Below are 15,458 nucleotides of genomic sequence, written 5' to 3' on the forward strand. Positions count from 1 at the left end.
CCGGCCTCTGATTTTCTTTAAAAATTCTGTCCAAATTCGGATATCTGGCCGGTCTTATGCAGAGGTCATTCCATACCAACGAGGAATTAACCCAATCGATTGATTTAAATGAATTTTTATTTTGTCGATATCGTGCATCTCTTGCAGATGGTCCAAGCACGTCAGCAAACGTTACACTCCGGTATCTGCTTCCGTTTCATCGTCCACCTAACCATCCCGACACCACACTTAATTACCCCTTATAATTCAAATCATTAGAGGGTATCAAGATATCTGACCACAGCATTCGAGCTATCTGGTCGCACCTGTAAACAGAAGATTACAGCTAGACACCAACAGCGAACGACAAGGCATTACACCGAGCAGAGACGAGGTTCACCGTAGCGGACGACACACATGTTGCGAAATCACTCCGGTCGACAGCCACAGCATAGAATTCGGGGCAGGGTTACAGTTCATCAGGAAGTTACGGTTTTTCTTCTGCTTAACGCTACCGGCCGTGTTACCATGGCAGCCTTTTTCCCGCGCCCTGCATACCACGCAGACCGACTGACCTAAAACGATCATTCCGATGGAAATCAAAGTAAATTTTTTAGACAACCTTCGGCTCGAAGCGAAGTTTGACGACTTCACGGTTACCGCCGATCAGCCGATTCGCTACAAGGGCGATGGCTCCGCGCCGAGTCCATTCGACTACTTTCTGGCCTCGTCGGCGCTGTGCGCGGCCTACTTCGTGCGCGTTTACTGCCTGGCGCGCGATATTCCGACCAAGGATATCCGCCTGTCGCAGAACAACATCGTCGACCCGGAGAATCGCTACAACCAGATCTTCCAGATCCAGGTCGAGCTGCCGGAGTATATCTCCGAGAAGGATCGCCAGGGGATTCTGCGGTCGATCGATCGCTGTACTGTGAAGAAGGTGGTGCAGCAGGGACCCGAGTTCAAGATCGAGGCGGTCGACAACCTGGATGAAGAGTCCGCGCTGATCTACCTGGATGAGGCACACGAGGACTCCAGCACCTATATCCTCGGCAAGGATCTGCCGCTGGAGAAAACGATCGCCAATATGACCGGCGTGCTCGCCGAGCTGGGGATGAAGATCGAGGTGGCCTCCTGGCGCAATATTGTCCCGAACGTCTGGTCATTGCATATCCGCGACGCGGCATCCCCCATGTGCTTTACCAACGGTAAGGGCGCAACCAAGGAGAGCGCCCTGTGTTCGGCGCTGGGCGAGTTTATCGAGCGAGCCAACTGCAACTTCTTCTATAACGACCACTACTGGGGCGAGGAGATCGCCAATAGCGAGTTCGTTCACTACCCCAATGAGAAGTGGTTCAAACCGGGACCCGACGACGCACTGCCCGAGGGGCTGCTGGACGAGTGGTGCCTGGAGATCTACGACCCGGATAATGAGTTGCGCGCCTCCAACCTGATCGACACCAACTCGGGTAACATCGAGCGCGGCATCTGCGCCCTGCCCTACGTCCGCCAGTCCGATAACGAGGTGGTCTATTTCCCCTCCAACCTGATCGAGAACCTGTTCGTCAGTAACGGCATGAGCGCCGGCAACAATATCTACGAAGCCCGGGTGCAGTGCCTGTCGGAGATCTTCGAGCGCGCGGTCAAGAAGCAGATCATCGAGCAGGAGATCGTGCTGCCCGACGTGCCTCAGCATGTGCTGGAGAAGTATCCCCGCATCCTCGAGGGGATACAGGGTCTGGAGGAGCAGGGCTTCCCGGTGGTGGTCAAGGATGCCTCCCTGGGTGGGCAATACCCGGTGATGTGCGTGACGCTGATGAACCCGCGAACCGGCGGCGTGTTTGCCTCCTTCGGCGCCCATCCAAGCTTCGAGGTCGCGCTGGAGCGCAGCCTGACCGAGCTGCTGCAGGGGCGCAGCTTCGAGGGGCTGAACGACGTACCGCCGCCGACCTTCAACAGCCTGGCCGTCACGGAGCCGAACAACTTCGTCGAGCACTTCATCGACTCGACCGGGGTGATCTCGTGGAAGTTCTTCAGCGCCAGGCAGGATTACGACTTCTGCGAATGGGATTTCTCCGGCACTAACGAGCAGGAGAGCGAAACGCTGCTCGGCATTCTGCGCGAGCTGGGTAAAGAGGTCTACGTGGCCACTTTCGAGGAGCTCGGTGCGGTTGCCTGTCGCATACTGGTCCCCGGCTACTCCGAGATCTATCCGGTAGAGGATCTGATCTGGGACAACACCAACAAGGCCCTCGCCTTCAGAGCGGATATCCTGAACATCCACTCCCTCGACGACGATGAACTCGAAGACCTGGTCGTACGTTTAGAGGAGAGCGAAGAGGATAACTACACGGTTATCGCAACCCTGATCGGCATCGAGTTCGACGAGAACACCGTCTGGGGCAAGCTCTGCGTCGGCGAGTTGAAGATCCTGATCTATCTGGCGCTGCAGATGTATGAAGAGGCCAAGGATCTGGTCTCTGACTACCTGCAGTTCAACGACAACACCGTCGACCGCGGCTTGTTCTATCAGGCGGTCAACGTGGTACTCGATATCGCACTGGATGACGAACTGGAGCTCGAAGACTATCTGCCGAATCTGGTCAGGATGTTCGGCGAGGAACGGATGGACAACGTGGTCGGATCACTTACCGGTGATGTCAGGTTTTACGGCCTGACCAAAACCAGCATGAAACTGGAGGGGCTGGATCGGCACCAGAAGCTGATCGAGAGCTATCAGAAGCTGCACAAGGCCAGAGGTGCCAGATGTCATTCTCGGTAATTGCATGTCCGTTTCAGGGGCAAAAGTGTGTCCTGCGGTAGCAAAGCCCTGCCCAAGAGACAGAAACTAGCAAAAGTTTAGCTGGATCATCGCCTCTCCAGAAATGCTTTGACGTCCGCCATCTCGGTGTTGAATCTATCCATGAGCTCGACAAGCCGGGTTGTGCCCTTTGCGTTCGCTATCTTCTCCAGCTCATCGCAGCACTCGGCCAACCGGAGGGCACCGATGGAATGGGCAGATGATTTCAATTTGTGTGCCAGCGCACCAACTTCCTGCACCTGGCCACTTTCAAAGGCTCGATTCAGTTCATAGGCGGCCTTTATCCCGTATCGGTAGAACTCCTGCAGGAATTCGTGCACCACCTCAGGATCATCCCCCACCAACCCTTCGAGCACGGACGTATCGACTGCGGCATGCAATGACGAACTCAACGCCCTATCGCGCTCCATTGAGGTATCAATCGGCTCCGGGGCGCCTCCCGGCATCCAGCGTTCCAGCACCGAATGAAGCTCCTCCAGCCGTGCCGGCTTTGTCAGGTAATCATCCATACCAACATCGAAGCAGCGCTTGGCCTCCCCTTTCAGCGCATTGGCGGTCAAGGCAATGATCGGCTTATGGTCATCGTTTCGTTCCTCTGAACGGATGGCGGTCGACAATTGATAGCCGTCCATTTCCGGCATATGCAGGTCGGTCAGCAACAGCGCATAGTCACCGTTGCGCCACAACGCCAAAGCCCGATGTCCATTTTCGGCGATATCGGCCGCATACCCCAGCAGGGCGAGTTGATGTGCAAGCACTTTCTGGTTGGCCTCGTTGTCTTCGGCGACCAGCAAGAGCCGGCCCTGCTGCAAGGCTTCTTCACGGGTCGGGGGGCGGACCTTGACCCGGAGATGGCCCGGCTGTTGCCACTGTTGCTCGATCGGCAAGCGGCCACTGGCCAAGGAGACGGCCGACAGTAACGTCTGCCGGGTCAGGACGTTGCCATCCACCATGATCCAACTGGAATCATTCAAGCGAGGGCGACGTCGTTGTCCGCGCTCGATGACCACGCAGTGGACCTCATCGGCACCCGATAACTGGTGCAAACGAGCCAAGATCCGTGCCGATGGGCCTTCGGCATCGATCACCAGTACCGGTGGTCGCGACGCTACTGATTCGCCCAGGCTGTCGAGCGCCGTCTGTATATCCGCTATCCTCGTTGCACTTGCACCGGCGTACGTCAGATAGACGATCAAGTCGTCCGCCATGCTGCTGTCCGAACCGACAACCAGGCATTCCAGCCCGCCGACCAAGGAGGGAGACGATGCGTTTTCATCTGCTTCGGAGGCAAGGTCGAACGGCAGCGTCACGGTAAAGACGGAGCCCTCCCCAGATTCGCTTTCGACTTGAATCTCTCCATCCATCATCGTGACCAGGTGGTGAGTGATGGCCAGTCCAAGTCCGGATCCACCGAATCGTCGAGTGGTGGAGGCGTCCGCCTGCCTGAAGGCCGTGAACAGCCCGGACCGGGTTTCCGTATCCATACCGATGCCGTTGTCCGCCACCTGAAAGGCCACCTTGACCCGGATGGCGTTGTCTGCGATTGCCTGTGCCCGCACCGAAACGCGGCCGGGGTCGCGTTCACTGGAAAACTTGATGGCGTTGCTGGTCAGGTTGAGCAGTATCTGGCGGACACGCAACTCATCGCCCAGCACCTCGTCAGGGAGATTTGGATCGGTGAACAGGGTCAGTTCCACTCCCTTTTTGGCCGCCAGTGTATCCAGCATGGCACAGGTCTTCTCGACCACAGCCGCCACCGGGAAGGGTGCCCGCTCCATTTCGAGGCTACCCGCCTCGATCTTGGAAAGGTCGAGAATGTCGTCGATGATGTCGAGCAAGGACAGGGCCGAAACCCGAATCAACTCGACCATATCCAATTGGTGCCGCTCGAGATTGGTCTGCTCCAGAACATCAACCATGCCTATCACGCCGTTCAAGGGCGTGCGTATTTCGTGACTCATGGTAGCCAGGAAGGCCGACTTGGCTTGGTTGGCCTGTTCGGCCTCCGTCTGCGCCTGGCGCAACTGCTCGGTCCGACTCTGTACTCGCTGCTCCAGTTCATCATTCAACTGGCGCAAAGAGTCTTCGGCCTGGCGGCGGCTGGTGATATCCCGTGACAACATCATCACCCTTTTTGGCCCTTCGGTCTGACTGCGTTTGGCAGCCGCCGACAATTCGAACCAGCAGGGTCCCTGTGGCAGGTCGAGACGGATCTGATGGCCTTGGGCGTGTCCGGTCTCGATCGCGGCTTGTATCGCCTGCATCACGGTTTGTGCAGCCTCGGGCGGCAAGACATCGTTTACCTGCCGTCCCAGCAATGTCGGTTTCTGTGTTGCCAGCAGCGAATCATCACTGCTCCAGACCTGGTGATACCTGCCCTGCTCGTCCAGATCGAACAACAGATCGGGAACCGCCTGAAGTGTCGCCTGCAACTCGTCCGCCAGTTGGCGGGTCGTCTGCTCGGCCAATTTACGCTTAGTGATATTCTGATGTGCGAGCACCACGCGGACAGGCCCATCTCCCTGGAACCGGGTGACCCGGCACATGAACCAACGCGGCTCATCGGGGGCATGACAAGGATATTCGAAACTGCCTTCGCTGCATTCTCCGTGGATAACCTGCCGCACCAGATCTGCGACCTCGGCGCCCTCGCAACCGGAGCGATCGCAAACCTCGAGATAGTTGATTCCCTCACTAACCCGCTCCGGCGACTCCGCATTGGCGGCAGCGAACTTACGCCATGACTCGTTGGTCGCAACAATTACTCCCCACTCATCCAGGACGGCAATATGGGCGCTGAGGGCATCAAGCAAGGCACGCATGAAGCGATCGCTTTCATAAAGCTGTGCTGTGCGCTCGGCGACAAGTTGCTCGAGATTGGCATTGATATCCTGCAGTTGCGTCTCGCGATCCTTCAGCGCAAGCTCAAGCTCTTTCTTGCCGTGGATATCGGTATGGATACCCGAAACGAACAGAGGCGAGCCGTCACGGTCTCGACTGATGATGTTGCCTCTCGAGAGTACCCATCGCCAGTCTCCGGATTTGGTGCGCAGGCGATGCTCGGCCTCGTAATGATCGCTACGGCCGTACAGCATGTCATCGAATGCGCGCAATGTCCGCGATTTGTCGTCCGGATGGATCAACTCGCGCCAGGTTTCGTAGGCCGGTGACAACTCGTCCGGGTGATAACCCAACATGGTAGCCCAGGTCCCGCTGAACGTTACGACATTGCGGACCAGATCCCAGTCCCAGAAGCCCAGTCTGCTACCCTCGATCACCCGCTGCAACTGCGCCCGACTCTCGGCCAGTGCCCGCTCGCTGCGCTGTCGTTCTCTGATATCGGCCGCAGATGGAATGAGCTTGACGACCTCGCCCTGCTCATCGGTAACCGGTACGAGGCGGAAATCCAGCGTGATACTGGTACCATCAGCGAGACGAAAATCAAGATCATGCCGAATGTTCTCGCCGTTGCCGGCACGGCATAGGTCCTCTCGAATCCGCGCCTGTACGTCCGGCGTGCAAGCGAACCCATCAAGCTGATCGAACGGTTGTCCGATCACGGCGTCACGGGGCAGGCCGATGGCATTCAGCGCCGTACGATTGATTTCAACGATGTTGCCAGCAGGACTGAGCTCCGCAACCATAACCGCCATATTGTCCAGAATGGATCGCAAACGGGTCTGCGCCGCCGTCAGCTCGGCCGTTCGGCGTTCGACATCGCGACGGACTCTGACATGCTGACTGGCTGCAATCAGCACCAGCAGGGTCGCAAACAGCAACACCAGCACAGCGGCCACCAGGTAAACCCGCATGGGCACGGACTGACCCGGTTCCCAGGGCATCAGCGACCAGGTCTGCAGTTGCATAACCGGCCCCAAAGGGTCATCCAGTTGCCCCACCCAGTCCGGCTCTCGCACCGGAACCGCCTGCTGGAACAATGAAACCGGTGCGCGGCCCGATGTCGCCTGCTGAATCAGGCGGGCGGCCAGCTGGTGCTGTCGTAAATGGCCGGGAATCGATGAGGTTAGCCCGTCAATGGACAGACTGCCGACGGCAAATCCACGCAGCGCAGCTTGCCGCGCTGTCATGTTGGCCTGAGACGGATCGAACTCAGCCCGGAACAGCGGTACCAGCAGCAATCGCTCGAGCGCCCCCGTCGTGGATTGTCTGACGAGCGACTGTACCGGTCCACCGGTAACCAGTGCACGCCTGACTGCGTCGTGATAAACCGGATCCGCTGCAATATCCAGCCCGGGTGTCACCTGTCGGTCGGGTTTCTTGGCCAGGAGACGGAGGCTGACAGCGGGCAGCTGCCCGGATGCCGCCGATACGGTCGGTTCTGAATTCAGCCCGGTACCAGGCGCTTCCAGAGCAGCCCAGGCCAGCCAAGCGATACTGTCTTGATTGAGCGCCCGGTGCGTGAAGCGCCTGAATGCCTCCGCCGTCACGACGGTGTCGGTGGCGAACAGATCGGCAATGGCTTCGACGGCTTGATTTTGTTGCCTGACTCGGCTGTTGATCTGATCACGCAGATATTCACTACCTGCCGCTATTTCTTGTTGATAGCCGATCTGTTCAGCTCGTGCCAGCCAGTAGTAACCGGTCATCACCAGCGCCGCGGTCAGCACCGGAAGCAGCATGAACTGCAGCATCTTTCGCGATTCGCGCAGCCGGAGCAGACGCCAGCTTGCCAGAACCGGCACCACCAGCAGCACCCCGAGACTGTCCCCCGCCCACCAGGTTATCCAAATGGCCAGCAGCGCTTCGGCTGGCAGGCCCTGAATCCAGTACAGTCCCGCCGTTCCGACGGTCGCGGACAGGATACAGACAACGGGGCCACCTATCGTCAACAGCGTCACCAGCGGTGTTTTGCCGGCCGTCGTGGTAAGGACTTGTCCCGCGGGTCGCAGCAGCTGACTGCCAACGAGAGCCTGTGAACTGGCGCCAACGGCAAAGGTCGCAGACAACAGCACTGACGTACTTGGATCGCCCAACTCAGGCGAGCCCCGGCTCAGCATCGATGACAGGAAGGCTCCGAGCCAGATGCCGGGCCAGCAGCCCCGCCCCCAGAACATGATCGCGGCCACGGCCACTCCGGCGGCCGGCCAGAACGGCGCCGCCAGCGACGGCGGGCGGGCCAGCCAGAGGCTCAATTGCGCCAACAGCAGATAAACGCCGGCCAGAAGCAGGATTTGCCAGCCGCGGGTGCGGGGCAACGCGTTGGGTTGCCGGGAGTGTACAATTTGATGACCTGGCAAGGGTGTCATCTCCATCGTCCCTGGTGAACGGAAGCAAACGCACAAAAAACGGCATGGGCCGGATGGTCAATGATTCAACCGGAGTCGCTTGCTTTCAGATAAGTGTCGATTTTGCGAAGCAGCACAGCTTTATCGATTGGTTTGACTACAAAATCGGCGGCGCCCACCCTACGGCTTTGGATCACAACTTCTTTCTGGCCATGGTGCCCGGTAATCATCACAACGGGAATGGCTGCGAAACGTTTGACGGATTTCAGCCGACGCGTCGTCTCGATACCGTTGACGTCCGGCAGCCCGACGTCCATTAGCACCAGGTCGGGACGGCGACGATGTAACAGCGAGAGCGCCTCATTGCTGGAAGATGCGAACAGCAGTTCCACACCGGCCCCGGACAGTATCTGACCCAGCAACTTTTGCTGATAGTCATCGTCATCGACCACCAATACCAGAGGCCGCACGGCTTCGCACATTTTCTGTATCGCCCTGACAGACTCGAGCTGGGGCTCCAGCTCCTGCTTGAATTGTTCAGCCCACTGTCGCATCGGCTGGATGGAGGCCTTGGCCGAGTCGAGGCTCTGGCCAATTTTTTCCCGTTTAAGTTGCTCGAGATCCTTTGCCAGACGGTCGATCACGGCTTCATAGGTAGCGCGGTCCCAACTGCCGGTCGCCCCGGCACTTCGATCTTCAGCCAAGCGCTGGGTAAAACCATTCAGTGCGACGGTGATTTTTTCGCCGGCCTGGTCAAATGACCGGCCGGCAAGGTCGATATGCTCACTGCCCTTGGCCATGTTTTCCTTTAGCAGGGCTTCCAGGCCGGCAATTCGCCGGGCCTGGGCGGCAAATTCAGCAGGAGTGGGGCTACCCTCTTCACCGGTACTCATCTGCTCCAGGGCATGATGAACTTCCATGGCCAGCCGTGTCGAATCGTAGCCCAAGGGCCAGAACAGAACATAATTTGAGTAATAACCCTTTTTACACAGCGCATAGACCTGCTCCAATTCCCCTTTGCTGCAGAGGATGACGGTCCTGTGAGCCATGGTATGGACCTGGGTGCTTAATCGATAAAGCCCGAGGTAGTACGCCTGTGCCTTCGCCAAACTGGTAAAAGCCAGTACCAGAACGGCGGGGCAATGCGCCTCGAAGTCCTCGACCGCCTTGTCCGGGTCGGTGGAGACCGCCAGATTGTCGAACTCCCGACGCAGCATTTCGAAAATGACCTCGGCATCATCCACGTCCTCGGCGGCAATCAGGATGCTTCTATTGCTCATCGTCCCGTCACTCCGTCAATCCGGTCCGGCGGACCTGCCACTCCTGTATCCAGGACGGGAGCGTCTGCGCCGGCATAGGCTTGGCGATAAAGTAGCCTTGCGCCACATCACAACAAGCCAGGCGGGAGAGGAAATGCCAGTCGGCAAGGTTCTCCACGCCTTCGGCGACCGATTTCATCCCCAACCGGCGAGCCAAATCGAGACTGGCCTCCAGGATCGCCCGACACGATGCGTTATCGCCGGCATCGTGCACAAAGCCTGAGTCGACTTTCAGTTCATTGAAGGGAATGTCCCGTAACTGGGTCAGGGTTGAATGGCCGGTGCCGAAGTCGTCGATCGACAGCGTAATGTTCTTGAGTCGAAGCCGGGTCAGAATGTCCAGCGCCGTCAACGGATTTTGCATCAACTGCGATTCGGTCACTTCCAGGATCAGCAGTGACAGATCGAAATCCAGATCCTGTGCCGCCTTGACAATAAAATCCGGGAAATCCAGCGATACCAGATTACTCATCGAAATATTGACCGCGACACTCAGTCGTAGCTGGCTGGCCTGCCAGTCTCGGCAGTGTCGCAACGCATTGAGCAGCACCAGCCGGGTCAGGTCGTCGATTAGACCATTCTGCTCAGCCGTAGAGATGAACTGGTCGGGAAACACCAGCCCATCATATGGATGCTGCCAGCGCACCAGCGCCTCGACCCCCACCACCTCGCGGCTGCACATCGACACCTTGGGCTGATAATAATTGATCAGCTCGCCATTCTCGATCGCGCTCGCTACCGCCTCGACGGAATATATCTTTCTGTCCGCCCTTCGGGGTTTCGCAGCGGGCGAAGCCTGGCCCTGCAGAATCCCGCGCAACTGAACCGGCGTAATGGGTTTTTGCAGGGCGCCAAGCACCTTCAGTCTATGAGCCTGTGCCAGATACTGGACGGTCGACAAAATACGCTCGTCCTCGCCACTCATCAGCACCAGACCGCCCTGAAACTCCATATGTGCCAGATGCCGTACCAGCTCGACGCCATCCATTCCGGGCATCTGAATATCGCAGAAGACGATCTCCATCTGCTGTCGGTCTGCCAGCGCCTCCAGTGCATCGTTGGCGCTTTCGCAGGTCATTACCTCCGGCTGACCGAGATTCGCCAGTTGCAGCTTCAACAGCTTGAGCACAAAAGCATCATCGTCGATAACCAGAATGTTCATGAACGCTCCCTTTAAACTATTTTCCTGAAAGCCAGGTATCGATGCAGGACTCGACAGCTGCCATTGCCGTGTCGAACCGAGTTGCACACTCTCCAATCGCCTGGTGGTCCTGAGACCGGCAAGCGTTTTCAAGTTCAGCACAGATATCCCCCAAGGTGATGGCACCAACCGATCGCGACGATGACTTCAGCTTATGCGATATCGCCGCCACCTGCGCAATATTCGGCTGCTCCAATGCTTTTTTAAGCTCACTGGACAGATGCTGTGCCGACATTCGATATTCCACCATCAGCTCTCGCACCATAGGCATGTCGCCCCCCACCAAATCGGTCACGACACTGATATCGACGGCCTCGGGAGAGGCGTCGTCACTTGGCTGCGCTACATTCGTATCAACAGCAGACGGGAGCCATTCACGCAAGGCGGCATGAAGCGCCGACAATCGAATCGGCTTGGTCAGATAGGCGTCCATCCCGGCGTTCAAGGATCGCACCTCCTCCCCACGCAACGCATTGGCAGTGAGTGCCAATATGGGGATATGCGCCGACTCTCCCTCTTCTCTACGAATCGCCTCGGCCAATTGATAGCCATCCATCTCCGGCATATGCAGATCCGTCAACACCAAGCCATACGCCCCTTTCTGCCACATCGTAAGGGCCTCCCGTCCGTTATGGGCGAGCTCACCGGTATACCCCAGGAGTTCCAACTGCTTCAGTATGACCTTCTGATTGATGTGATCATCCTCGGCGATCAGGATTAGCTGCCCCTTTGCCCGAGCTTCGGTAATCGATAAAGGTTCAATCCGGGCACTCATCCGGTTCAGCTCTTCATCAGCGTATTCGATTTCCGGAGACGCCTTGCCGACCAGCGTCGCCAGCGCACGTAACATCCTGCGACGCGACAAGGGAACAGCATCCAGATAGATAATAGCCTGCGGCGCCGTTGCTTCCGGTCGATGTGGATTACGGGTGATCAGCAACTGCGGCAGATTCGGCGTGGCGATAAAGACCTGTTGCAGCTGATCGGCCTCAACCCGTTCACGTCCGATACAATGTACAACCACGTCAGCCTTTTGCCCTTGCTGTAACAATCGTGCAGCCTGCGATTGATCCTGCACCATCGTCAGTTGGGCTCCGGCCTGCTCGAGATAGGAGCGAACGATGTCGCTATCCTGGCCGTCATCGGCCACCAGCACAATATTCATACCCGAGAGATCCTCGAACGGGGCCTCCCGATCCGGTTCAATTACGTCCACCACTTCGATCGGCAACGTCACAGTGAAACACGCCCCGGTCCCGGGCGAGCTGTCGACATCGATCGTACCTTGCATCATGTCAAGCAAGCGCTTGCAGATTGCCAGCCCCAGACCCGAGCCCCCGAATCGGCGGGTTGTGGAAACCTCCCCTTGGCTGAAGAATCTGAACAGGTTGCCCAGCGTCGCAGCGTTCATGCCGATGCCATTATCGACGACCTGAAAGCGCAGCCGCCGAGGGTCTCCCTCGCAGAATTCGACTCTCAACTGTACCCGACCGCGGATGGCTTCCCGCCCACTGCTGAATTTGATGGCATTGCCTACCAGGTTCACGAGTATTTGACGCAATCGGGTCGGATCCGTTTTTAGAAGCACCGGCATCGCCGGATCGATATACAGGGACAGATCGACGTCCTTGCCGGCGGCCATGGCGGCGAGCGAGCCTATGACACCTTCGAGCAGGTCCGCGATCGATACCTCGATGTGCTCGATATGCAGCTGCCCGGCTTCGATCTTCGAAAAATCCAGGATGTCATCAATGATGCCCAGCAGTGAAAACGCCGAGTCCCTTATTGTATTGACCGCGTCCCGTTGCTGTCCTTTCAGATCGCTGCGGGACAACACTTCCACCATGCCGATAACGCCGTTCATCGGCGTGCGAATTTCGTGACTCATGGTCGCGAGAAATGCCGATTTGGCGCGATTTGCCTGTTCGGCTTCAACCTTGGCCAAGGCCAGGGCCTGATTGGCCTCGCGTAATTCAGTGGTACGTTCGGCCACCCGCTCGGCCAGCCGTTCGCGCTCCCGCTCGACCGCAAGGTTGGCCTGAGTCAGCTTGTCGGAGGTCTGTTGCAGCTGATGAAGGGCTTGCTCCCGTTCCGTCACATCGCGGGCAAGGGTAATAAAGCGGGTTCGTCCGGACCGCATCAGCAAATATTGAATGCTGACGTCGACGGACAGTGTATGGCCGTCCCGGTGGCGGTATTGGGTGGTGAACCTCAGGTGGTTTATGCGCTCGCTCCTTAGCGGCTCGAGTTTGGTGCGCAACGCGGGTTCGTCGAAGGCCGGGATAACGTCCACAGGTGTCATCTGTACCCATTCATCCTGTGAGTAACCCAGCATCCGTACTGCGCCTTCATTCACGTAGCTGAACCGAAGGCTGTCCGGATCAAAGATCAATGCCGCATCATCGATGGCGTTCAGCATGGCATTGGCCTCGCGCATGACTTCTTCGGAATGCCGGCGTTGCGATGCATCCCTGACAAAAGCCAGTACCAGGGTACTGTCATCAGCCTGCATGGGACTGAGGCTGATATCGACCGGGAAGGTTGTACCGTCTTTTCGCAATCCCAGCAGGCTGTCCCGCTGACCGGCACCCATCAAGCGTGGTTCCGGCCTGCCCACATATTGCTCGCGCACCGAGCGATGAGCTACCCTGGAGCCCTCCGGTATCAAGATTTCGATCGCTCGGCCGCACAGTTCGCCCCGCCCCCAGCCGAACAGCAGTTCCGCCTGCCGATTGAGCTGTAAGATCTCTCCCGAGGCATTGGTAATAAAGATGGCATCCGGCGCAAACTCGAACAAATCGGAGAAACGCCGGGCGATCTGGTGAATTTCGGTAATGTCGTGCAGGGTGACAACCGCGCCTTGCTTCGTGCCGGCGGCATCGAACAAGGGACCACCGCTGGCCAACACGATACGCCTCGGTTTTCCCTTGGCGACGATGTTGATTTCGACATTGTGTAACTGTTCGCCGGCCAGTGCCCGTATGAGAGGCGTTTGCTCGTAAGCCAAAGGCGTAACACCGTCAGGCCCATACAGGTTATCCCGGACATCGCACTCCGGCGGGTATTTCTCAATACCATGCCAGCGGCGCACAGTTTTGTTGAGCAGCGTCAATCGTCCGTCCAGGCCGCAGGCGACAACACCTTCCGCGAGGTTGTCCAGCACCAGTCGGTTCAGCGCCACCTGGCGCTGCAGTTCCTCGGTACGTTCTTCGACACGCCGCACCAGATTGTCATTGAGTTGACGAATCTGCGCCTGGTCATGGTGGCGCTCGGTGACATCTCGCGCAACGCACAGCAATCGTTCTGGATTCCCTCCGGTATCCAGAATAGGCCTGATAATCACTTCCCACCATGATGGTGCCCCTTCGGGTGGCACGTACTGCCCTTCGAAGCCTCCAGTCGCTCCACGACTTGCTTCCTCCAGCGCCTTGGCCGCAGCCGTCCGATGCTCTCCCAGCCAGTACCTTTCCAGCCAGTTTGATCCAATCGCAGTGTTCGCTGATTGAACATCGCTGCTTGTCCGTCCCTGTGCAAAAATTTGCTCGACTCGGCCATCGAGACTCAGCACCACGAGGACGTCGGGAGAACTTTCGATGATGGCGCGAACATAACGCTCGCTGTTCGCCAGCGACAGTTCAGCGTCGGCCAGCTCAATCATCACCGCTCGAATGCCGCGAAACAGCAGGACGGAAAAGATAGCGGAACCCGCTAATGTCAGCATCAGCAAGAGCAGCGACAGGCGCCGGTAAGAAACCGCCTCCTCCCCGTACTGAAATATCCGCAGACGGGCCACATCGTCCAGATAGCCGGCTCGCTTGTGCAGCTCTCGGACTCTCTCAATGGTACCACCACCTATCGATGACGAACGGCCGTCAGGCCGGTCCAGCCTCCCGACTATCCCGGCTGCAGGAGAAATTGCGTGCATCCCTGATCGTGTCAACGATTCCAACTCTGAAACCAATCGGGTGAGTCGACTGTCGTCTGACACCAAGGCTCGAAGGTATTGTATCTGTACCTGCAAATCTTGTTGCAGCCGCAGCCTGGCACCACTCTGGTCGGCATCCGGTTGAAGGACGCTCCGCTCGGTTGTTTCGATCTCGCCCAAGGTCGCGCCGAAGGCGTTGAGCTCGGCCCGAAACTCCTGCATCCGTGCGATTCTCTGCGCGGCATTGACAAAGCCCTCACCAAACAGATAGGTGTATTTCCCGCCACTGACCAACAGAAGGAAAATTGCGATAAATCCGGCCAGCACTTTGACTTCTATCTGTTGTTGACTGCGTCTGGTCGTCCCCGGGTCTCGCAGGCTAGCCAGCAAAGTCGCGGACGCCAGTAGCAGGAAGCCAACTACCGTGACTAACGACATGGGCGACAGGTTTGCAAGGCTGAACATCCCAGACCGACCCGCCAGATAATCGAGTGCAGACAGTATGCTGAGGATCAATGAGAGGGCCGCCAGCGGGTTGACCAGTCCGCGCAGCCTGGGGCATGACAGTCCGGCCAGCGCGCCACCCAAGAACATAAAGGTCACGGCACAATAGGGGGACATGCGTCCTTCGACGTCAGTTTCCAGCCATCCGAACTCACCGAGGGGGCGCTCTGTTTGCCCTCCTGTCCAGGAAAACAGATATCCGCCCAACGTTGCCAGTCCCAACAGGCTTACGACCATTGGCATCAACCAAGCCAGGCGCGAATAGGGAGTCGTTGTCTCTGATCCCTGAAGCCAGAGAGCACTTCCGGCCAGCATGAGTCCAATCGCCGTATCCATGCGCACGGGGCGAATACCCGGCCACAGTTCACTCAGGAGGGTGAAGCCGCTTAACTGGCCCACCAGGGCGAAAACGCTGAGCCCTATGGTTACAGCAGCGGCAGTGCGCACCGCAGGTCTTCCCAAT

The 15,458-nt window shown here is 58.0% G+C and carries 5 protein-coding genes; 1 reads left to right on the forward strand and 4 read right to left on the reverse strand.

Features of this window, described 5'->3' with window-relative positions; translation table 11 throughout:
- Positions 1-571: 571 nt before the first annotated feature.
- Positions 572-2,761, forward strand: a complete 2,190-nt coding sequence (locus KQ940_RS07820) for an OsmC domain/YcaO domain-containing protein (RefSeq protein WP_217412878.1) — start codon at positions 572-574, stop codon at positions 2,759-2,761.
- 86 nt (positions 2,762-2,847) lie between these two features.
- On the opposite strand, the gene KQ940_RS07825 is transcribed toward KQ940_RS07820, so the two are convergent.
- The 4 genes from KQ940_RS07825 to KQ940_RS07840 all read right to left on the reverse strand — a co-directional run bounded on the left by KQ940_RS07825 (position 2,848) and on the right by KQ940_RS07840 (position 15,442).
- The gene (locus KQ940_RS07825; RefSeq protein WP_217412879.1) at positions 2,848-8,067 is read right to left on the reverse strand and encodes a PAS domain S-box protein; all 5,220 of its coding nucleotides are present in this window, start codon (positions 8,065-8,067) and stop codon (positions 2,848-2,850) included.
- A 65-nt stretch (positions 8,068-8,132) separates the two neighbouring features.
- Positions 8,133-9,326: a response regulator gene (locus KQ940_RS07830; protein ID WP_217412880.1), complete on the reverse strand. Its 1,194-nt coding sequence runs from the start codon at positions 9,324-9,326 to the stop codon at positions 8,133-8,135.
- A gap of 7 nt (positions 9,327-9,333) precedes the next feature.
- Positions 9,334-10,527 (reverse strand): EAL domain-containing response regulator, encoded by a 1,194-nt coding sequence (locus KQ940_RS07835; protein WP_217412881.1) that lies wholly within the window; start codon positions 10,525-10,527, stop codon positions 9,334-9,336.
- A gap of 16 nt (positions 10,528-10,543) precedes the next feature.
- Positions 10,544-15,442, reverse strand: a complete 4,899-nt coding sequence (locus tag KQ940_RS07840) for a PAS domain S-box protein (protein ID WP_217412882.1) — start codon at positions 15,440-15,442, stop codon at positions 10,544-10,546.
- Positions 15,443-15,458: the final 16 nt, after the last annotated feature.

This window comes from Marinobacterium ramblicola, from assembly GCF_019084545.1.
Classification (GTDB): Bacteria; Pseudomonadota; Gammaproteobacteria; order Pseudomonadales; family Balneatricaceae; genus Marinobacterium_D; species Marinobacterium_D ramblicola.